Source organism: Rudaea sp. 3F27F6 (assembly GCF_005503555.1).
In the GTDB taxonomy this organism is placed as follows: Bacteria; Pseudomonadota; Gammaproteobacteria; order Xanthomonadales; family Rhodanobacteraceae; genus Rudaea.
Map to the genome: position 1 here is coordinate 86,798 of NZ_SCNG01000004.1, position 21,379 is coordinate 108,176.

The 21,379-nt window shown below is 64.1% G+C and carries 18 protein-coding genes; 9 read left to right on the plus strand and 9 right to left on the minus strand.

Going from position 1 to position 21,379, the window contains the following annotated elements:
* Positions 1–49 precede the first annotated feature (49 nt).
* The 4 genes from FFS30_RS15785 to FFS30_RS15800 all read right to left on the minus strand — a co-directional run bounded on the left by FFS30_RS15785 (position 50) and on the right by FFS30_RS15800 (position 4,587).
* Positions 50–1,009, minus strand: coding sequence for a PDR/VanB family oxidoreductase (locus FFS30_RS15785; RefSeq protein WP_137914146.1), 960 nt, complete (start codon positions 1,007–1,009; stop codon positions 50–52).
* Positions 1,010–1,034: 25 nt separating this feature from the next.
* A complete protein-coding gene (locus FFS30_RS15790; protein ID WP_137914147.1) occupies positions 1,035–2,054 on the minus strand; it encodes an amidohydrolase family protein in 1,020 nt (339 codons plus the stop codon).
* 43 nt (positions 2,055–2,097) lie between these two features.
* Complete coding sequence (locus FFS30_RS15795; protein WP_137914148.1) at positions 2,098–3,363, minus strand: Rieske 2Fe-2S domain-containing protein; 1,266 nt, start codon at positions 3,361–3,363, stop codon at positions 2,098–2,100.
* Between the two features lie 171 nt (positions 3,364–3,534).
* Positions 3,535–4,587 (minus strand): protocatechuate 3,4-dioxygenase, encoded by a 1,053-nt coding sequence (locus tag FFS30_RS15800; protein ID WP_137914149.1) that lies wholly within the window; start codon positions 4,585–4,587, stop codon positions 3,535–3,537.
* Positions 4,588–4,987: 400 nt separating this feature from the next.
* Here FFS30_RS15800 and FFS30_RS15805 point away from each other — a divergent pair, with 400 nt between their 5' ends.
* From FFS30_RS15805 to FFS30_RS15825, 5 genes are all read left to right on the plus strand, one after another.
* On the plus strand, positions 4,988–5,668 hold the full coding sequence (locus FFS30_RS15805) for a response regulator transcription factor (protein ID WP_137914150.1): 681 nt from the start codon (positions 4,988–4,990) through the stop codon (positions 5,666–5,668).
* Positions 5,661–7,073 (plus strand): HAMP domain-containing sensor histidine kinase, encoded by a 1,413-nt coding sequence (locus FFS30_RS15810; protein WP_137914151.1) that lies wholly within the window; start codon positions 5,661–5,663, stop codon positions 7,071–7,073. Before FFS30_RS15805 ends, FFS30_RS15810 begins: the two co-directional genes overlap by 8 nt.
* Positions 7,074–7,100: 27 nt before the next feature.
* On the plus strand, positions 7,101–8,273 hold the full coding sequence (locus FFS30_RS15815) for an efflux RND transporter periplasmic adaptor subunit (protein ID WP_137914152.1): 1,173 nt from the start codon (positions 7,101–7,103) through the stop codon (positions 8,271–8,273).
* 226 nt (positions 8,274–8,499) lie between these two features.
* Positions 8,500–11,688: a CusA/CzcA family heavy metal efflux RND transporter gene (locus tag FFS30_RS15820; RefSeq protein WP_137914153.1), complete on the plus strand. Its 3,189-nt coding sequence runs from the start codon at positions 8,500–8,502 to the stop codon at positions 11,686–11,688.
* Entirely contained in the window at positions 11,685–13,196 is a 1,512-nt protein-coding gene (locus FFS30_RS15825) for an efflux transporter outer membrane subunit (protein ID WP_249352512.1), read from the plus strand. Before FFS30_RS15820 ends, FFS30_RS15825 begins: the two co-directional genes overlap by 4 nt.
* Positions 13,197–13,343: 147 nt before the next feature.
* Here FFS30_RS15825 and FFS30_RS15830 read toward each other — a convergent pair whose 3' ends face one another.
* The 4 genes from FFS30_RS15830 to FFS30_RS15845 all read right to left on the minus strand — a co-directional run bounded on the left by FFS30_RS15830 (position 13,344) and on the right by FFS30_RS15845 (position 17,286).
* A complete protein-coding gene (locus FFS30_RS15830; protein WP_137914154.1) occupies positions 13,344–14,000 on the minus strand; it encodes a M24 family metallopeptidase in 657 nt (218 codons plus the stop codon).
* Between the two features lie 448 nt (positions 14,001–14,448).
* Positions 14,449–16,011 (minus strand): thioredoxin-like domain-containing protein, encoded by a 1,563-nt coding sequence (locus tag FFS30_RS15835; protein ID WP_137914155.1) that lies wholly within the window; start codon positions 16,009–16,011, stop codon positions 14,449–14,451.
* Positions 16,012–16,031: 20 nt separating this feature from the next.
* Positions 16,032–16,556 (minus strand): peptide-methionine (R)-S-oxide reductase MsrB, encoded by a 525-nt coding sequence (gene msrB / locus FFS30_RS15840; protein WP_137914156.1) that lies wholly within the window; start codon positions 16,554–16,556, stop codon positions 16,032–16,034.
* A 223-nt stretch (positions 16,557–16,779) separates the two neighbouring features.
* Positions 16,780–17,286 carry a DUF1801 domain-containing protein gene (locus tag FFS30_RS15845; RefSeq protein WP_137914157.1) on the minus strand — a complete coding sequence of 169 codons (507 nt, stop codon included), beginning with the start codon at positions 17,284–17,286 and terminating at the stop codon, positions 16,780–16,782.
* Positions 17,287–17,564: 278 nt separating this feature from the next.
* Here FFS30_RS15845 and FFS30_RS15850 point away from each other — a divergent pair, with 278 nt between their 5' ends.
* From FFS30_RS15850 to FFS30_RS15865, 4 genes are all read left to right on the plus strand, one after another.
* On the plus strand, positions 17,565–19,085 hold the full coding sequence (locus tag FFS30_RS15850; RefSeq protein WP_249352514.1) for a serine hydrolase domain-containing protein: 1,521 nt from the start codon (positions 17,565–17,567) through the stop codon (positions 19,083–19,085).
* Positions 19,086–19,158: 73 nt separating this feature from the next.
* The gene (locus FFS30_RS15855; protein ID WP_137914158.1) at positions 19,159–19,533 is read left to right on the plus strand and encodes a DUF6249 domain-containing protein; all 375 of its coding nucleotides are present in this window, start codon (positions 19,159–19,161) and stop codon (positions 19,531–19,533) included.
* A complete protein-coding gene (locus tag FFS30_RS15860; RefSeq protein WP_137914159.1) occupies positions 19,526–20,095 on the plus strand; it encodes an RNA polymerase sigma factor in 570 nt (189 codons plus the stop codon). The genes FFS30_RS15855 and FFS30_RS15860 overlap by 8 nt, the downstream gene beginning before the upstream one ends.
* Positions 20,092–20,415, plus strand: a complete 324-nt coding sequence (locus tag FFS30_RS15865) for a DUF5056 domain-containing protein (RefSeq protein WP_137914160.1) — start codon at positions 20,092–20,094, stop codon at positions 20,413–20,415. Before FFS30_RS15860 ends, FFS30_RS15865 begins: the two co-directional genes overlap by 4 nt.
* Before the next feature lie 255 nt (positions 20,416–20,670).
* On the opposite strand, the gene FFS30_RS15870 is transcribed toward FFS30_RS15865, so the two are convergent.
* Entirely contained in the window at positions 20,671–21,150 is a 480-nt protein-coding gene (locus FFS30_RS15870) for a nuclear transport factor 2 family protein (RefSeq protein ID WP_171014697.1), read from the minus strand.
* Positions 21,151–21,379: the final 229 nt, after the last annotated feature.

The following is a 21,379-nucleotide window of genomic DNA, read 5'->3' on the forward strand; positions in this document are numbered from 1 at the left end:
TGCCGCTCTGTCCCGAACCGGAATGCCGCGCTCCTGCGACGCAAGCCGCCTACATATCCAGAACCAGTTTTTTGCCCTTGCAACCCGACACGCAGATCATCATGACCTTGCCCGATTCGTGCTCGGACTTGCTCAGCACGAGATCGCGATGATCGGGAACGCCTTCGAGCACACGCGTCTCGCACGTGCCGCACACGCCTTCATGGCAGGAGTACGGTGCATCGACGCCGGCTTCGAGCAGGGCGTCGAGAATGGACTTTCCCGCGGGCACGGTCACGCTGCGCTGCGCCTTGGCAAGTACGACTTCATACCCTCCGTCGGTCGCGGCCTCCTGCGTGTTGGCGAAATATTCGACATGGCCGACGCAGTCGGGCCGGCGCTGCACGGCGCGCTCGAACGCGGCGAGCATCGGCGTCGGCCCGCAGCAGTACAGATGCGTGCCGGCCTCGGCGCCGGCGGCGAGCGCGTCGAGATCGAGCATGACCGCTCCGGGCTCCTGATCGAAACGCAGGATCACTTCGCCGTGCCTGAATGCGCCGGGCGCACTCAGATAGTCGAGGAACGCGGCATGCGCGCGCGTGCGCGTGCAGTAGTGCAAGGTCCATGCGCGGCCGAGCGCTTCGAGGCGCCGCGTCATCGACAGGATCGGCGTGATGCCGATGCCGCCGGCGACGAAGACCGAGCGCGACGCGTTTTCGTCGAGCTCGAAGTTGTTGCGCGGATGGCCGATCGTCAGCACCGTGCCGGCCTGCACGTGATCGTGCACGTACTGCGAGCCGCCGCGGCTGGCCGCGTCGCGGCTCACTCCGATCGCGTAACGGTCGCGCTCGTTCTGGTCGTTGATCAGCGAGTAGCTGCGCACCAGACCGTTCGGCAGATACAGATCGACGTGCGCGCCGGCCGTGAACGGCGGCAGTTCGCCGCCGTCTTGCGCACGCAGCTCGAACGTCGCGATCGCCTCCGTTTCGCGGCGGCGTGCGCTGACGATCGCTTGCAGAGTCTGGGTCATGGCGGCGGCGGCTCGCGTTACCGGATCAGGCTGCTTTCTTCGCCGGCAGGCGGAAGACCTTGCGCGCGTTGTCTTCGTAAATCTTCTGCTTGTCTTCGGCGCTGAGGAAATCGAGTTTGTCGATCAGCGATTTTACGTCGTCCATCGAACGGCCGCTCTTCGGATCGACTGCCGAGCCGACGCCCGGGCATTCGGTGCCGAACAGGCAGCGGTCGACGCCCACGGTCTTGATCAGCAAACGCAGCGCTTCCTCGGTGTAGAGCACGGTGTCGAAGTACAGCTTCGACATGCGCTCGGAGAAGCGCTGCCCAGCAGGACGGCGCAGCGACGGCGCCTCGAAGCGGCCGAGCTGATACGGGATCGCGCCGCCGCCGTGGCTGACCACGACCTTGAGATTCGGGAAGTCTTTGTACACTTCGGAATTGAGCAGGCCGTAGACGGCGACGGTCTCTTCGTTGATGAAATGCAGCGAGTACGGCACGCGCTCCGAGCGCGAGCCGGTGCCGTGGATATGCGCCGGCACATCGAGTTCGCAGAGCTTCTCGTAGAGCGGGTACCAGTAGCGGTCGCCGAGCGGCGGCGCTTCGACCCCGCCGTTTTCGTACGGATCGGGATTGAGCAGGCAGCCGGCGAAGCCGAGTTCCTTGATGCAGCGCTCCAGTTCCGGCAGCGCGCGCTCGATCGGATCGCCCGCGGTCTGCGGCAGCCCGGCGATGCCGGCGAACGTGTCGGGGAAAAGCTGGGTCTGCCGGTAGATGATGTTGTTGCACTCTTCGGTGAACCAGTGAACGATCTTCGCCGGCTTCTCCGACTGCATGAGCTGGAACGGACGCGGCGAGACGAGCTGCAGGTCGGTGCCGTGATCGCGAACGTAGTCGAGATGGCCCTTCGGCCAGGTCTCGGCCTTGTTCGCCGCGGCGCGGATCTCGTCGTCCGTCACCTTGACGCCGCCGCGCCCGTGCGAGCCGCGGCTGGCGATCAGGGAGGCTTTATACGCCCACAGCTCGGTCGGTGCGCTGACGTGGGCATGGCAATCGATGATCATGCAAAACTCCAGGAAAGATTCGAAACGGAACGAGCGGTAAGAGTCACGGCGCAGCCCCGGCGAGCAGTGGTGCCGCGCCCGTGGCGACGGGCATATCGTCGGGAAGCAGCAGCGAGGCCGAGCGCACGTTGTAGAAACTGCCGTCGCCCGCGCAGGCCGGCGCCTTGCCTTCTTCAAGCTCGCGCGCAAGGCGCAGCATCAGCCTGCGGAACTGGACGACGCCGCGGTCGGACGCACCGAGGCGCTCCTTGGTGCGGTCGACGATCGGCCCCATGCTTTCCTGCACCGCGGCGTCCTGATTCGGGATGCCGTCGATGCCGGTGAAGTTCGCCGCGCGCTGGCGCACGCGGTCGATCTGGTAATCGTTGTCACGGTTGAGCAGCGGTTTGTATTCGTGATCGACCGGACCCCAGAAACCGTCGCGGCCACCGCGGAAAGCCAGTTCCTTGTCGTCGTAGGCGCGCGCAGGGCTTGCGCTGAACGACCAGGTCCAGGTGTTCTCGTCGTCGATCGGCACCCAGGCGTGGCCGTCGTACGGCTCCCTGCTCGACTCGGCGAAATCGCCGACTGGCGGAATCATCGAGTAGAACGGCAGCAGAAACTGAGTGACGCGCCAGTAGTACGTGCCCGGTTCGGCATTGCGCCGCGCCGCGATCAGCAGGCCGTAGCCGGTTTCCTGCACTTCGAATACCGGATGTTTGTCGGACGCGTGGTACTTGTTGCTCGGGCCGCCCGACTTTTCGCTGCGGCTGTGCAGAAACGAAATGTGGCTCGAATCGATGCCGCCCTCGACCGCCTGCGCCCAGTTGCACTGCTGCAGACGCTTGGTCGAGGTGTGCTGGCGTTCGGGCAGGCGCGACCACTCGAAATCGGGCAGCGCGGGTTCGTGCTCGGGCGCGCCCATGTAGACCCAGATCACGCCGTTGCGCTCGGCCGTCTTGTACGCCTTGATGCGCACCTTGGTCGCCGCCGACATGCCCTGCGGTTCGGCCGGCATGTCGACGCAGATGCCGTCGACGTCGAATTTCCAGCCGTGATAGACGCAGCGCAGACCACAGTCCTCGTTGCGGCCGAAGAACAACCCCGCGCGCCGGTGTGCGCAATAAGCATCGACGATGCCGACGCGGCCTTGCGTGTCGCGGAACGCGACGAGATCTTCGCCGAGCAGACGCAGACGCACGGGCGCGCCGTCGCGTTCGGCGATTTCTTCCGAGAGCAGCGCGGGCATCCAGAAGCGGCGAAACAGCTCGCCCATCGGCGTTCCCGGTCCCACGCGGGTCAGTTTCTCGTTGTCGGCCTTCGACAGCATGCTTTCTCGTTTCCTTCTAGAACATCTAAAAAATGCTCGTCATTCCCGCGCGCTTTTGGCGGGAATCCAGCGCCTTTGCTTCATTCAAACCATTCGAAAGGCACTGGATTCCCGCTTTCGCGGGAATGACAAGGCATGTTCTTCATCCATCTTCATTCCGCTGAAAACTCCTCAAACTTCCTGCGTATCGACAAGTCGATGCGCGCGCTGTGGCTGCCAGACGACGAAGCCCATCGCGTTGCCCGTGCCCGCCTCTGAGCGGTAGCACGGCACGTAGTCGACGACGCGCATCGCCATGCCTGCGGCGCTTGCCGCGGCGATCACCGGCAACCAGTTCTTCACTTCCGACGTGCCCGACTGCAACTGCGCTTCGTCGATCGCGCGCAGCCACGCGAGGTCGCGTTTCTGCGCGGCGTCGATCAGCGCATGGTCGAACGCCTCGTCGATGACGAAATGGCTCAAGCCGCCCGACGCGATCAGTACGACGCGCAGATCTTCGGGCCACGCCGCGATCGCTTCGCACAGCGCGAGACCGAGATCGACGCAGCGCGTCGCGCGCGGCTGGTTCGGCGGATAGAACGTGTTGAGCATGATCGGCACGTGCGGCGGCACCTTGCCGGCCATCAGACGCTGATAAACGAAGCCGAACGCGTGCGGCATGCCGGTCGGGCCATCGCTGCCGCGCTGCGGCACTTCGGTCGACACGGTGACGTCGTGGCCTTTGCCGACGAACGCTTCGATCAAATGACGCGCGAGCGGCGCGTGCACCGGATAGACCGCGTGCTCGGCCGGCTTGATCGCCACCGAAGAAATCGAAATTCCCGGCGGCATCTTCGCCAGACGTTCCGCACTGACCGGCTCGTCGAACACCGCTTCGCCGCCGAACACCCATAGCGCCGGCGTGATCGCTGGGCCGAATACTTCGCGCTGGTCGTTGCCGACGATAACGACGACGTCGGCCTTCGCCTCGTCGAGTACGCGCGTGAGTTCGTTCAGCGCGGCCGTGCAGCGCTCGGCGCGTACGCCGCGTTCGTCGAGCGTGTTCTGCGCGGCGAGATTTTCCGCGGCGCGCAGCGTGACGAGTTCGTCGAATGTGTAGGTGCGGCCGCGGAACGGATGCGCCGGATCGGCGCGGTCGGCGCGCACGCGCAGATCCCACTTTTCCGGCGGGGTCGACAGCATCGGCCCGTGCGAGGTGCCGATCGCGAGCACGATCTCAGCCACGCCGACCCGCTCCGTCGCCGGCGCAAAGGTGTTGCGGTTTTCCGCTCCGAATCGATGCCGCGGTCTGCATAACGCGCCTCCCGTCGCCCCGGTCGTTTGCCGGTGCCTTGTTCGAATTTAATCATACTGTATGCGTGTTATGCGACAAAAGTCAACACAGGCGAAAACCGCCGAATCGGCGCGGCGCAACCGCGCTGCGGCCGTGCGCCACGAGCGCCTCGGCACAGCGAAATGCACACCGCCGTTTTGCCGCAGCCGGCGCAGCCGCTACCATGCCGGACAAGCCCCAGCCGACCAAGTCCATGACGCTTTCCGCAAAACCTCATACCCTGCGCGAAACCCCGTCCGCGGCGCGCGGCCACCGTTCCGCCTGAGGCGCCACGCGGCGACCGGAGCGAATATGCATCTGCTGCTCGTCGAGGATGAGGCCGACACGGCGCGCTATATCCGCAACGGCCTCAAGGAAAGCGGCTACACGGTGACGTGGTCCGGGCAGGCCGCCGAGGGCCGCCATCTCGCGCTCAACGAGCGTTGGGACCTGATCATCCTCGACCGCATGCTCGCCGACGGCGCCGACGGTTTGTCGATCGTCGCCGCGGTGCGCGAGGCCGGCGTGAAGACGCCGGTGCTGATCCTCAGCGCGCTCGCCACGCTCGACGAGCGCGTGCGCGGCCTGCGCGGCGGCGGCGACGACTATCTGACCAAACCGTTCGCTTTTTCCGAACTGATGGCGCGCATCGAAGCGCTGCTGCGCCGCTCGGGCCTGCGCGATGACGCGCGCCAGCTCGCCGTCGCTGACCTGAAACTCGACCTGAGCACGCGCCGCGTCGAGCGCGCCGGCCAGCCGATCGCTCTGCAGCCGCGCGAGTTCCGCCTGCTCGAATATCTTGTCCGCCATCAGGAACAAGTCGTCACGCGCACCATGCTGCTCGAAGCGGTATGGGACTATCACTTCGCTCCGCAGACCAATGTCATCGACGTGCAGATCAGCCGCCTGCGCAACAAGATCGACAAGGGCCATACGCTGTCGCTGCTGCGCACCGTGCGCGGCGCCGGCTACATGATCAGCGCGCATGATTAGGCTCTCGCGCTCGGTCGCGTTCCGCCTCGCGCTGACCAGCGGCCTGCTCGTCGTCGGCGCGATCGTCGTCGTCAGCGTCGTCTTCTACTTCGGCACGGTCGGCATCGAGGCGCGGCGCATCGACCGCAAGATCGCGCTCATCGCCGACCGCTTCAGCGACTCGGCCAAGACGAATGCCCTCGCCGCTCTCGCCCAGCGCGTCGACCAGGCGCTGACCGACGGCATCGATTCGGATACCGAGATCTACTATCTCGCCGATGCCGACGGGCATCGGCTGACCGGCAACATCGCCGTCACCGACGCCGACACGCGCACGCTCGACAAGATCGTCAACCGCACCGTGGTGCGCGCCGGCCGCCCGTCGTTCGCGCGCCTGCTTATGCGCCGCCTGCCCGACGGCGCCCTGCTCATCATCGGCCGCGACATGGGCGACCTCAACGAGGTGCGCAATCTCGCCTGGCGCTCGATCATCACGGGCAGCCTGCTCGCGATCCTGCTCGCAATCGGCGGCAGCCTGCTGTTCCGGCGCCAGATCGAACGGCGCATCTTCGCCATCCGCCACACCGCCGCGGACATCGAAGCCGGCAATCTGAGCCGGCGCATTCCGCTTTCGGGCGACAGCGACGAGTTCACGCGTCTGGCGCAGGACATCAATCGCATGCTCGACCGCATCGAGCATCTGATGGACGGCGTACGCCACGTCTCCAACACCATCGCGCACAATCTGCGCACGCCACTCGGCCGCATCCGCGGCCAGCTCGACGAAGCACTGCGCGGGCTGAGCACGGAATCGGGATTCGCCGCGGTCGGCGGCTCGGCGATCCGCCAGATCGACGATCTGATCGTCGTGCTGGAAAAGCTCCTGCAGATCGCCGAGGCCGAATCGGGTACGCGCCGCCAGCCGTTCGAGCCGGTGTCGCTCAAGGACGTGATCGTCGACGTGGTCGAACTCTACGATGCCGCGGCGGAGTCCGAAGGCGCCACGCTGACCTGGCATGCGGACGAAGAAGCGATCGTGCTCGGCGACAGGGACCTGCTCGGCAGCGTGCTCGCCAACCTGCTCGACAACGCGCTCAAGTACGCCGGCAAGCCGGCGCACATCGAAGTGACCGCCGAAAGCACAGCCGATGCAGTCGTCCTCAGCGTCGGCGACGACGGCCCCGGCATTCCGGCCACGGAACGCACGCGCGTGCTCGAGCGTTTCTACCGCTCGCACCACGGCGAATCGGGCAGCGGCCTCGGCCTGTCGATCGTTGCCGCGATCGCCTACCTGCACGGCGCCAGCCTGCGCCTCGAAGACACCGCACCGGGCCTATGCGTGCGCCTGTCTTTTGCGCGCACCGAATCGGCAACCTTTCCGAATGGCAATGATTCGTCCATGTCGACGACAGGTGAGCGTATCTAAAGTCCGGGCAAAAGCGGACTTTGGATCATGCGCAATTCCTTATTCACCTGGCTCGCAACGGGAGCGATCGGCTCGCTCGCGTGCATACTCTGTGCCTGCGGCAGCGCCCACGATGCGCAGACCAAGACGGCCGGCGCACCCGCGGCGGCCGACGGCTGCGTCGTCCTGACGCCCGCGCAGGCCAAGCAGGTCGCCGTCCACGCCGCCGCGCTGCATGAGTTCGTCGCCCATGTCGACGCAGTCGGCTACGTCGATTTCGATCAAGACGCGACCGTGCAGGTGTTCACGCCGTATCAGGGCCGCGTGCGCCAGGTTTTCGCCGCGCTCGGCGACAAGGTGAAGAAAGGCCAGCCGCTGTTTTCCGTGGACAGCCCCGATCTGGTCCAGGCGCAATCGAGCTTGATCACTGCGGCAGGCGTGCTCGCACTGACCACGCGCACGCTCGAACGCGCCAAGCAGATGCTCGGCGTGCAGGCGAGCGCGCAGAAGGACGTCGAGCAGGCCACGTCCGATCAGCAGACCGCCGAAGGCAATTTCAAGGCCGCGCGCAATGCCCTGCGCATCTTCGGCAAGACCGATGCACAGATCGACGCCGTCGTCGCCTCGCGCAAGACCGACGGCGAGCTGGTCGTGGCGAGTCCATTCGACGGCGAGGTCACCGCGCGCAACGCCGCGGTCGGCCTGCTGCTGCAACCAGGCAGCGCGCCCGCGCCATTCACGATTTCGCGCACGTCGGTCGTCTGGCTCACTGCGAACGCGCAGGAAACCGATCTGCCCGCGCTGCGCGTCGGCCAAGCGGTGACCGCGCGCGTCAATGCGTTTCGCGATCGCGCTTTCGAGGGCAAGGTCGCCGCGATCGGCGCGTCGCTCGACCCGAACACGCACCGCGCCTCGGTACGCGTGCAGATCGACAACCCGCAGAACGAACTGCGCCCGCAGATGCTTGCGACCTTCGTTATCCGCACGGGCGAGCCGCTGCAGGCGGTCGCGGTGCCGTCGGCGGGCCTCGTGCGCGAAGGCGACGGCACGATGACCGTATTCGTCACCGAGGACGGCAAGCGCTTCAGCCGGCGCGCGGTCGTGCTCGGCATGGACGACGGCAGCCTGCACCAGGTGATCTCGGGCCTAGCACCGGGCGAAAAGGTCGCGAGCGAAGGTGCGCTGTTCGTCAGCAATGCGCTGGCGGTGCAGACGCGGTGAGCGGTGAGCGGTGAGCGGTGAGCGGTGAGCGGTGAGCGGTGAGCGGTGAGCGGTGAGCGGTGAGCGGTGAGCGGTGAGCGGTGAAAGCATTTGCATCGGCTGCTTCTTGTCAAGCTCTTTCCGCTGACCGCTCCCCGCTCCCCGCTCCCCGCTCCCCGCTCCCCGCTGCCCGCTGCCCGCTGCCCGCTCCCCGCTGACATATTCAGATTCTTACGGACGAACACAGGTGTTCAGAGGACTCATCGCATTCGCGCTCACACGCAGGCCGATCATTCTGCTCGGCCTCGTCGTCTTCGTCGTCGCCGGCCTGCTCGCATTCTCCAAGCTCAATATCGAGGCGTATCCGAATCCGGCGCCGGTGATTCTCGAAATCACCGCGCAGGCGCCCGGCCTGTCGGCCGAGGAGATGGAGCGTTACTACACGCGGCCGATGGAAGTCGGGCTGGCGACGACGCCGGGCGTTGAGAACATCCGCTCGACCTCGTTCTACGGCCTCTCGTTCGTGCGCGTCACATTCAAGTACGGCGTCGATTACTACTTCGCCTACACCCAGGCCGCGCTGAGCTTGCAGCAGAACGTCAGCCTGCCGAACGCCGTGCAGCCGCAGATCCAGGCGTCGAGTCTGGTCGGCGAAATCCTGCGCTACCAGTTGAAAGCGCCGCCGCATTTCGGCCTGACCAATCTGCGCACGCTGCAGGACTGGACCGTGGAGCGGCGCCTGCTGACCGTACCCGGCGTGCTCCAGGTCGTCACCTGGGGCGGGACGACCAAGGACTATGAAGTCAACGTCGATCCGGCCAAGCTGGAAAGCCGTGGCGTCACCCTGCCGCAGCTGATCACCGCGATCGGCAACGCCAATTCGAACGTCGGCGGGCGCACGGTCAACTTCGGCCAGCAGTCGATCAATATTCGCGGCGTCGGCCTGATCCGCGACGGCACGGACATCGGCAACATCGTGCTGTCGCAGACCAACGCCACGCCAGTACTGGTCAAAGACGTCGCCGAGGTGACGGTCGGCAATCTGCCGCGCCTCGGCAAGGCCGGACGCGATGACGAGAACGACGTCGTCACCGCGATCGTGGTGATGAACCGCACCCTGCAGACCAACGAAGTGCTCGCGCGGGTCAAGGCCGAGATCAACAAGATCAACCACGACGGCAGCCTGCCCCCGGGCGTGCACCTTGATCCGTTCTACGATCGCTCGACCCTGGTCAACACGACCACGCACACGGTCGTGCACAACCTGATCTTCGGCTGCCTGCTGGTGTTCTTGATCCAGTGGATCTTCCTCGGCGACCTGCGCAGCGCGATCATCGTCAGCGCCAACATTCCGGTCGCGCTGTTCTTCAGCATCATCGTCCTCGTCGCGATGGGCGACTCGGCCAACCTGCTCTCGGTCGGCGCGGTCGATTTCGGCATCATCGTCGACTCGGCCGTGATCCTGGTCGAGAACATCTTCCGCAACTTCCAGCGCGCCGAGCACGAGCAGCGCGAGATGCTCGAAGTGCACAACGCGTCGACGACCGAAGTGCATCTGCGCAGCAAGGCCAGCGGCTGGACCGACCGCATGCGCCTGCTGCTGCTCAGCGCAAGCCAGGTCGATCGCGCCGTGCTGTTCTCCTCGGCGATCACGGTCGCCGCATTCACTCCGCTGTTCACCATGCAGGGTGTCGAAGGCCAGATCTTCAGCCCGATGGCGCGCACCTATGCCTATGCGCTGACCGGCGCGCTGCTCGCGACCTTCACGATCACGCCGGTGCTCGCTTCCTTGCTGCTGCCGGCGCACATCGACGAAACCGAAACCCTCCTCGTGCGCCATATCCGCAGGCTGTACACGCCGCTGCTGCAATGGGCGCTCGCACGGCGCCGCATCACCGTGGCGATCGGCGTCGCCTTCCTCGCCGTCGCCGCGCTGCTGTTGCCGCGCATCGGCACCGAGTTCCTGCCGGCGCTCGAAGAAGGCAATCTGTGGATCCGCGCGACGATGCCGACGACCATTTCGCTCGATGCGGGCATGGAGAAGGTCGATCGCGTGCGCCGCATCCTCAAGTCGCATCCGGAAGTGCTCACCGTCGTCTCGCAGCACGGCCGCCCGGACGACGGCAGCGACGCGTCGGGCTTCTACAACGCCGAGTTCTTCGTCCCGCTCAAGCCGTTCAACCAATGGCCGAGCGGCTATACCAAGGACAAGCTCATCGAAGATCTGCAGAAGGAATTTTCCGACGAGTTCGCCGGCATCGAATTCAATTTCTCGCAGTACATCCAGGACAACGTCGAGGAAGGCCTGTCGGGCGTCAAAGGCGCGAATTCGGTGAAGATCGTCGGCCCCGATCTCGCCAAGCTCGAAACCCTCGCCGACCAGGTGCTGCACGAGATGAACCAGGTCAAGGGCGTGACCGACCTCGGCGTGTTCCGCGTGCTCGGCCAGCCCAACCTCAACATCACCGTCGATCGTGCCAAGGCCGCGCGCTACGGACTCAATACCGGCGACGTCAATGCCGTCGTACAGGCCGCGGGTGCCGGCACGACGGCGACGACTGTGCTCGAAGACGACCGCCAGTTCGCGCTCAACGTGCGTCTCGCCCCGGCCTACCGCTCCGATCTCGAAGCGATCCGGCGCATCAAGGTCGGCTACGTCAGCGCGAGCGGCGCGGCCGCATACATTCCGCTGAGCGAGGTGGCGAACATCTCTCTCGATACCGGCGCGTCGTACATCTATCACGAGCGCAACCAGCGCTATATCCCGGTCAAGTTCAGCGTGCGCGGACGCGACCTCGGCGGCACTGTCGCCGAAGCGCAGGAACGCATCGCGAAGAACGTCGAACTGCCGCCGGGCTACCGCATCGACTGGGCCGGCGAGTTCGAGGAACTGCAGCAGGCCAAGGACCGCATGGCCGTGATCCTGCCGATCACGCTCGGCATCATCCTCGTCCTGCTCTATATCCTGTTCGGCTCGCTGCGCGACAGCCTGCTTTCGCTCGCGGCGATTCCGTTCTCGATCGCCGGCGGCATCATCGCGCTGTACGTGTCGGGCCAGGTGATGAGCGTTTCGGCAGCGATCGGTTTCGTTTCGCTGTTCGGCGTCTCGGTGATGAACGGCATCCTCATCATCACGTACTTCAACCATCTCGTCGTCGAAGGCCACGAGCCGCTCGAAGCGATGCTGCTCGCCGCCGAGCAGCGCATGCGCCCGCTGCTGATGACCGCGTTCTCCGCCTGCATCGGCCTGCTGCCCGCAGCCATATCGACCGGCATCGGCAGCCAGGTGCAGCGCCCGCTCGCCACGGTCGTGGTCGGCGGCATGCTGCTCGGCCCGATCATGCTGCTCGTCGTCGCGCCGGCGCTGCAGGTGATGGCGATGGGGCGTTCGCGCGGCGCCGTAGCAAAACCGTCCGCACTGGAGCGCGCACCATGATGCCGTGGAAAAACGCAGCGCTGCGCGAAGACGCAAAGAGTGTTCTCGCCCGCGCCTATGCGCGTTCGCGCGAAAGTCTGCTGTGCTGCACGCTCGCCGCGATCGCCGGCTGCGCCGCCGGACCCGACTACCGTCGGCCGGAGCTGCATACGCCGCAGCGGGTCACGCGCGAAACCCTGACCGAAACCGTCGCCTCGCAGGGTGCGCAAGGCAACGCGCAGCACTTCGATGCGGAAGCGACGATCGCGCGCGAATGGTGGTCGGCGTTCGGCTCGCCCACGCTCGATGCCCTGATCAAAGAAGCGTTCGAGCACAATCCGAATATCGACGCCGCGGCCGCAGCCCTGCGCGCGGCGCAGGAGAACGTTGCCGCCCAGCGCAGCACGTTCTTCCCGAGCGCGCAGCTCAATTACTCGCCGAGCCGCCAGCAGAATGCGGTCGGCACGATCTCGCCGACGCTGACCTCGGGCGCGCCGCAATACACTCTGCACACCGCACAGTTGTCGATCGCCTACGTGCCGGATGTGTTCGGCCTCAACCGGCGCACGGTCGAATCGCTCGCGGCGCAGGAAGACCAGCAGCGCTACGAACTCGACGCCGTCTATCTCACCCTGGCTTCGAATGTCGTCGCCGCGAGCGTGCAGGAAGCCTCGCTGCGCGCGCAGGTCGACGCGACCAACGAGATCATCGCGGCCGAGACCAAGGCGCTCGAACTGCTGCGCTTCCAGGCCAAGGCCGGTTATGCCAACGGCCTCGATGTCGCCGCGCAGGACAGCGCGCTCGCCGCGGTGCAGGCAAGCCTGCCGCCGCTGCAGAAGCAGCTCGAACAGACGCGCGACCTGATCGCGATACTCGCCGGAAAATATCCCGCCGAGGCCGGCGCGGACCGCTTCGATCTCGATGAGCTGCGGCTGCCTTCGACCCTGCCGCCGGCACTGCCCGCGCAAATCGTCGAGCGTCGTCCCGACGTGCGCGCGGCCGAGGCGCAGGTGCGCAGTGCGAGCGCGCAGGTCGGCGTCGCCGTCGCCAATCGCCTGCCGCAGTTTTCCCTGAGCGCCAACTACGGCGGCAGCTCCGAGAAATTCACCAAGATGTTCTCCGACCACAACGTGTTCTGGGCCGTCGTCGGCAGCGCCACCCAGACCGTGTTCGACTTCGGCGCGCTCAAGCACAAGCAGAAATCTGCCGAAGCCGCGCTCGACCAGGCCGCGGCGCAATATCGCGGCGTCGTGCTCAGCGCATTCCAGAACGTCGCCGACGCGCTCTATGCGCTCGATGCGGATGCCAAGGCGCTCGCGGCCGCGGAACGCGCCGAGGCGAGCGCAAAGAAAACACTTGACCTCACGCGCAAGCAACTCGACGCCGGCTTCATCAACGCCATCGCGCTGCTCGGCGCGCAGCAGTCGTACCAGCAGGCGCGGATCGCGCTGATCCAAGCGCGCGCCGCACGTCTCAACGATACGGCGGCGCTGTTCCAGGCACTCGGCGGAAGCTGGCTCGACAAGTAGCTCGGGCGCGCGCACCCCGCTCGGCTTTGCAACGAAGATTCGGTGGCGCAGGCGCTTCGTGCCTCGCGCGGTGCTCACCGAATTCCGATACGGAATCGCTTAGCGTTGCGCGCGCCCGAGGCCGGAATTCCATTTCCGCGCCGCGCATCAGATCAATAAATCTTCGTAGAACGCGCCGAATGATTTGCTCGGATGAGCGATCTGGATTTCGAGTATCCACACGCCCGGTGTCGGAATGCCGTCGAACTTGCCGAGATCCCCGGCCTTGTAAATCGAATGCGGGAAGTCGCTGACGCGATGGCCCTGGATATCGAGATTGAGCACCCAGCCCATTTCTTTGGCGCGGCGATCGGCGTAGTCGTACAACGCGGGGCCGGTGAGCTTGTCATCGCGCCACACACGACTCACGTCCTCGAACAAGGTCTTGGCCGCTACGGCACAAGCGGCCTTTTCCGGATCGCCGCCGGTCGTGTACGTCGCGCCGACGTCGCCTTCGTGTCCGCCAAACACCGGACCGATGTCGATGAAGAAGATGTCGTCGTCGCCGAGTTCGACATCGCCTTCGGATTGCTCGTTGAATTTCTTCGTCGTGTTCGTGCCGAAACGAATATGCAGTGGATGCCAAATCCGTTCCATGCCGAGATCGTCGAGAATCTTGCGGCCGAGCGCGGTCGCTTCGGATTCACGCATGCCCGGCTTGAACGCCGCGACCATCTGTTCGACGCCGCGCCAGGATTGTTTGCTCGCGTAGCGCATCGCTTCGAGATCGAAGGCGGCGCCGACGGCTTCTTTCGCATACTGCATAAATTTCCCTCAAGTGGATGGACATGTGGCGCCTCGTTGCACGGCGCCGAAGGTCCGGGTCATCGACGGCGCTCGGCATGGGCCGGCGCAGGGCGTCGATTGCGATTCTGCGTATAAAGCGGGAATGAAGTTAGCGAGTTGGGGCGATGGGCATTCCAAATCCTCCGAGAACGGAGGGCGCCCTTGCCTTGATGATCGAAAGCGAGCGTGGCGGATAAGATCCGTCGCAGCACCCCTCGTTCTCGATTGTGCGATGACTTGCATTCACACACTGGGACGCCATCCAATCGATGGCGCACGAAGAGTCTTCCCGATGCACCGCCTTCGTGTCAACACCTTGTCCGCGAGCCCGATCGAATCGCCACGATGCGCGCCGCGCCGAAGCGAATGATCAAAGATTCTCGCCGCTGAACTCGCTACGAGCGATCAGCGCAACACTCGCCGCCCGCTACCGTGCCCAGGTGCGCGACGTCTTCGTCGACGGCTGGAATTCCTCGACGCGGTGATTGCCCGTATCGACAAGCAGTATGCGATCGGGCGTGGCGACCGCAATGCCGGCCGGCTCACGCGTCGGATAGCAGATCGGATCGGTGCATGTGTACTTTCCGCCGTCGAATTCGCTGACCGTCTTTTGTTTGAGATCGAGTGTACGCACGCGGCTGTTGTAGGTGTCCGCGACGAGCAGACGCTCGCCGTCGACGGCGACGCCGAGCGGGTGTTGCAGACGCGCAATGCTGAACGCACCGTCGACGCGGCCGAAGTCGAACAGGCCGGTGCCGACCACGGTCCAGGTGCGATCCCTCGCTTCGAGGTTTATCGCGCGAATCGCCGAGCTTTCCGCATCGGCGACATAGAGCGTCGCGCCGTCCTTGCTCAGCGCCAGCCCGCTCGGCTGCGCGAAGGCGGCCTCGGCGGGCAGCCCGGTTTGCAACGCTTCATCGCCGCTGCCGGCAAAGCGCGCGACCGTGCCGCCGGCGAGATCGACTACGCCGATTTGATGCGTGCCGGCATTGGCGAAGAACAGTTGATCGCCCTTCTTTTCCAGATCCCACGGCGAAGCCAGCGCGCTCGTCTTGCCCGATTGCGCGGAGGTCGGCAACAGACTGCCGCGTTTGCCGGTGCCGGCAAGCGTGGTCACCGCGCCGGTTTTCAGATCGATGCGGCGAATCGCATGATTGCCGGTGTCGGCGACGAAGATCGCCTCGTTCGACGCGATCAGTCCCTGCGGATGATCGAAGCTTGCAACATCCGCCGCACCGTCTTTGAAACCGGCTTGACCGCTGCCGAAACGGCGCAGATCGCGGCCGGCATCGTCGAGCAACACGATTTGGTTGTGGCCGGCGTCGGCCAGTGCCCACTGCGCGTTCGCGCCCCGCACGCTCTTGAGCTTGCCCGGAAAAAGAAAGCGGCCTTTCGTCGTTTCTTCGAGCTGCAGCGCAAGCTTCGCCGGCTTCAGATCGCCGGATTGGCTGGCCTGCGCGACGAGATCGCCGATCGCCTTGCCGAAACGTTCCGGATCGGGCTCGCCAGGAATCCGCCCGAGGATGCTGCCGTCCGGCCCGATGATCGCGAGCGTCGGCCACGCCTTCACGTCATAGGCGTTCCAGATCGTCATCTTCGGATCGTGCACGATCGGATGGCGGATTTCGTAGCGGGCGATCGCGTCCTTCACGCTCGACGCGTCCTTCTCTTCCGCGAACTTGGGCGAATGCACGCCGATCACCACGACTTGCTCGGGATACTTCTGCTCGATGCTGCGCAGGATCGGAATGATGTGGATGCAGTTGATGCAGCCCTCGGTCCAGAAGTCGAGAATCACGACGCGCCCGCGCAAGGACGCGATCGGTAGCGGATTGGCGACGTTGAACCACTGCAGGCCGGGCCGCGCGATTTCCGGCGCCGATGCGCCGCTCGCCGCATGCACGGCGCGCAGATGCGCGAGGCCGGCAACCGCGATAAGGGCAAGACCAGCCACGCTGGCGAATAGGCGGCGATACGAAAATGTCTGCATTTGTATACTTCTATGTTGGTTTACGCGGCCGGTTTGAAATTCAACGCAACGCCGTTCATGCAATAGCGCAAGCCGGTCGGCGCGGGACCGTCGTCGAAAACGTGGCCGAGGTGGCCGCCGCAGCGCCGGCAATGCACTTCGTCACGCTGCATCCCGAGAGAATAGTCCTTGCGCTCACCGACCGCGTTGGGCAGTGGGCGGAAAAAACTCGGCCAGCCGGTGCCGCTGTCGAACTTCGTCGCCGAAGAGAATAGATCGAGATCGCAGCCGGCGCAGGCGAAAACCCCGCGGCGCTTCTCATGATCAAGGGGACTGGAGAACGGGCGCTCGGTGCCTTCGCGGCGCAGCACGTCATACTGCGCCGGAGTCAGCAACGACCGCCACTCGCTGTCGCTGTGATTTATCTCGAACGATTCATGCTCCGCCGCATGGGCGTCGCTCACACCAGAAAAACGCAAGCGCGCCCACAGCGCGGCAACGCCGAACATACCCGCGGCGGTAAGGAATGCCCGTCGACTGAACGTACCCGATTCGCCTTTGCTCATTGCACCCTCCGCAATCCGCATCGTCGGCGCGCCGGCAAATCGTCGCGCCTGCCATAAAGACGGGCGCCGGCGCTGAAACCTTACACGGCGAAGTGCGCAGGAGGGTTTGGCGGAGGGCTGAACGTCGGCTATCGAACCGAAGCCGCCGGTCGCAAAGGCCCGCTATCGAGTTCAATAATGCTTGAGCTAAACGGCCGCTGTCGCGAGGCAACCGTCTTCGCGCCTAGCGCTTTTTCCCTCCGACACCGGGCACGGCCGCGATCTGAATCATCCATGCGGCGATTTGGCGTTCGTCGAGGTCGTCCACCGATTTAAGCTCCACGCCCCGAGTAGATTTGCCCATTGCTACCGGCGTCACTGGCGGTACCGGCTGGAGCGTTGCACCGTTCACGAACATCAGCTTGACGTGGTCCGCGAATCCGCCGCAACAGAAGCACCAGCCGTCGCCAACGCCGTAGTACGACATGCCCCATTTCACGGAGCGCTGCAGGCCGGGAAGCGTCCCGGCCGCAAGAGCATCGACGCGTTCCGCAATGCTGCGCTGCGGCTGCGGCAGACTGGCAATGTATGCGAGGACCGGCTTGTCGCCGACCGCAGCCTTTGCAGGGCTGGCCTTGCCGGTCACCATGGAGTCGGGCAGAGCCGTAGCAGCGTTGCCTTTTGCCGCTGCGCGCTTGGCCGGCTTCTGGTCTATGAGCTTGGGAGTCTTATCCGTCTTAGGGGCGGGCATGTCGGTCACCTTAGCGCAGAAGTGTCGATGTAACGCTTGAGCTGAGCGGCCGCTGCCGCGAGGACTAAGAGCTTACCGTAACCGCCAGCCAGCGGCCCGCTTGAGCGAACAGTCAGGTAGGTCCACGAGCTGGCTGCGCTTACTTGGCAAGGCCAGGCCCAGACAGTTCGCGTCCATTGGTTTTGAAAAAGCCAATCCAGGTGAATCCAAGCGGGATGGCCACGGCATCTAAGGGATCAATGCGGCCGCATCGGCCGGCGACCCAGAGACCATCCTCCATGATCAACCGCACCTCCATCTTCACGACCACGGCTCACGCGTTCCGGCGCGTCTCATTGTGGGCCTCCATTTCGCTGCTTTGTGCCACGACGTCGTCCATGGCCGCTGCCCCTATGCAGACACAATTGCCCGACACGCCGGTGGGCCGGCTTGGCGGCGAACTGATCCGCCATGCCAATGCCGACGGTCCCGAGCGAATCCGGCAATGGGCGCCCAGCGTACTGTCGGCATCCATCGCCGCCGACGACAAGGCCGCATTCATCACCGACTTGGCCTCGGCGGCACGCGACAGCGGCGGCTTGGACGTGTTCGACGTGCGCAACGATCCGCACCAGCCGGGGCTGCTCGAAGTCGCCGTCAAGGGACGTCGCAATGGGCAGGCCGCACTGTTCTGGCTGACCGCCGAACCCGCGAGTCCCGATCGGCTCGCGCAGGCGACGCTGGTCCCGATGGACAATCCGCTTTATGCCGACTGGCCCAAGGGGGCGGTGTCGCATGCGGAGCTGGCGAAGCAGATACGCATCGTACTGGACCGGCTGGTAAGCGTGTCCGACTTCTCCGGCTGCGTAACGATTGTCGACGGCAGCGAAACCGTGTTCGACGAATGCCGCGGCATGGCCGACCGCAGTTTCAACGTGCCGATCGATCACGAGACGAAGTTCCGCATCGCTTCGGTCGGCAAGATGTTCACCGCGGTGGCCGTGGCGCAGTTGATCGAGGCCGGCAAGCTGTCGTGGAACGACACGCTGGCGAAGAGAGTCCCGGAATATCCCGATCAGGCGACGGCGAAGAAGATCACCGTGTGGGACCTCCTGCACCATACTGCAGGCCTCGGCGATTTCATGGTGCCGGAATACTTCGAGCACTCCGAGCGCTACGTCAATCCGATGGACTATCTGCAACTGATCGCTCGCCAGCCGAAGGTCGCCGAACCGGGCAAGGGGTTGAACTACAGCAATGCCGGCTATGTCTTGCTTGGCCGCATCATCGAGAACGTTTCTGGTGAAAATTACTTCGACTATATCCAGCACCACATCTTCGAACCCGCGCAGATGACGTCCAGCGGCTTCCGCAGTGAGGACGAGATCGTGCCCGGGCTTGCGGTCGGCTACTACCACGACGACGGGGTGTTCTCTCGTACCTGGAAGGCAAACTGGCTGAGGGGCATCTACAAGGGCAGCCCCGCAGGCGGCGGTTACTCCACCAACACCGATCTGCTGAGATTCGCCGCCGCCTTGAACGGGAACAAGCTGCTCAAGTCTGCAACACTGGCGAAGATGTTCGACGGCGGAGTGCCGGCCGGTCCCGGTTTCATCGGCGCCGGAATCGATGAGCGGCTCTCACACGGTCGCCACATTCGCGGCCATCAAGGAGGCATAGAGGGCACCACAGCCAACCTGCAGATGGTTTGGGAAACCGGCGCGGCCGTAGCGCTGACCAGCAACCAAGGGCCGTCGCAACACTGGTTGCTGGCCGAGCACATCGCCGACTTGCTTGCCGCCGAAGGGGCCAAAAATTGAGCCGCGGCAGGCGCATTGCCTCTTCTTCTGTTACCAAAGCCTTTCGGCTCGACACTTCTTCTGGAGCAAAACCATGGAATACCTTTTCCTAGTCATTCCTTTCCTAGTGATGTCGGCCCCGGTGGCCATCGTGCTGATCGTGATGCGCTACGGTTATCGACGGACACAGGCCCGTTACAACGTCTTGCTGCAACTCGCCGACAAGGGCGTGGAGCTGCCGCCGCAATTGCTGTTGGAACCGCAGGTGGCCTACTCCGAGCGACGTCGGGCGCTGGTATTGATCGGTGCCGGCCTGGGGCTGATCACGATGTTCCTGACCTTGCCGGGTCAGCTCGACAACGGCCTCGGCATCGACCGCCTGTGGGGCATCGGCTTGCTGCCGCTGATGACCGGCTTGGGCTATCTCGCCAGTTGGTGGTTGAACCGGCGAGGCGATCTGCGTGACTGATAGCGCCGCCGAGGCGCGCATCGATCGGGCTTTGGTCACACGCATACGATTGAACGGCGACCGCCGGGCCTTCGAGCAACTGGTGCGTCGGAATCAAGGCATGGTGCGCGCGCAACTGCGTCGACTGCTGCACGGCGATGAGTCTGCGGCGGACGACCTGGCGCAAGAAACTTTTATCTTGGCCTGGCGGAATCTGGCTCAGTTTCGCGGCGAAGCGCGGTTTTCCAGTTGGCTGTATCGAATCGCCTATACCTGTTTTCTTCAGGCACGCCGTATTCCCGCACGATATGACGATGTCGACGACGAAACGATGGGGCAACTGCCGGCACCGAACCGTGCGATCGATCTGCAGCTTGATCTTGAACACGCAATGCAACGATTGTCGGTGGCCGAGCAGGCAGTGCTATTGCATTGCATACAACTCGGCCTCAGCCACGAGGAGGCGTCCTATGTATTGGGGATGCCGCTCGGCACAGTGAAGACTCATGCAATGCGGGGCAAGGCAAAATTGAAGGCGTGGCTGACCGACTGGCAAGATGGCGGCACGGAGAAGACATCATGAATGAATCGAACGACGACACAATCGAGACGCTGCTTCGGCGACAGTTCGAAGGTCCCGTGCTGGACGATGGTTTCAGCGAACGCGTGATGCGGCATTTGCCGTTGCGTCGCCGACGCATCGCTTGGCCGATATGGTTGGGTGTCCTGATCGGGGCGGCAGCATGCTGGATCTGCCTGACCAATGTGCCTCTGCTGTATGTCGGCTGGAGAGACAGCCTGGCCGGAGTTCTGTCGCCGGCCGTGATCGGTTTGTGGCTGGCGATGGCCGCGTTGTCGTTGCTGGCTTTAGGGTGGGGCTTGGTGGAAAGCAGAGATCGCTAAAGCGTTTCTTTGCATGGCAAGGTAGCTTTTCCGGCGGAATCAGCCGTCCAGAATTGGCTGAATACAGTCGTCCGGAAGAGACCCAAAGTCATCAGTGCAGAAACACGGGGACGATGATCGTCCCGCCAACCATGGCAGCCGCGATACGCGGCATGATTTCACAGCCGGCCGCCATCCCAAACATGATCGACGCTAGGCTGACTACGAGGCAGCGACGACTGTGGCTATCTGTATTTTCTCGTGCAAAGGCAGGGATCAGCGTTTCGTCGCAGAATCCCAATGCTCCACAATCCTCCCATTCTCGATACGAAACATGTCGAACCAAGTGGTCGTATATTTCTTGGTCGGGTCTTTCGGGTCCGTATTTTCGTGCACAAAGGCAAGGATGACCATATCACCCTCGCCGACAATAGCGACCAGCGGTGCCTTGATTCTCGATTCGATCGTTTTCTGCTTGGCTAGTTTGCCGAAGAATTCGACAAACCCTGCACGCCCCGTTGGCACGTTGGGGTTGTGCTGAATATACGATACGGCCAAGTACTTATCGGCCAACTCCAAGTGTCCACCTTCGAGCACCTCACGCCAGAAGTCATAAACTAGCCGTTTGTTCGTGACCACCTTAGCGTCCTGGCCTGCAAGCATTTGTTCGTGATTTGGGTTTGCCATCACCGGCAACTGCGCCCAGAGCGACGAGGCCACGAACAGCATGGATAGGAATAGCAACGGACGGAACATTGACTTCACGTGCGATCTCCAAAAATTGTTGGGGCGCCCCGCATGAGGCACAAAGCCGGGCAGCGGAAAAGTGGGGCTTTGCCCGGTGGTTTCACAACCAATTTGTTCTCTCTGCCCAACGTGGCCGCGGCGCACCCAAAGAGCCGTCCTCGAAGTGGGACGGGATATACGTCGCACAAATAGTGACCCGACATGCCGGCATGTTCTTTCAGCAGCGAAAAGGAGACGC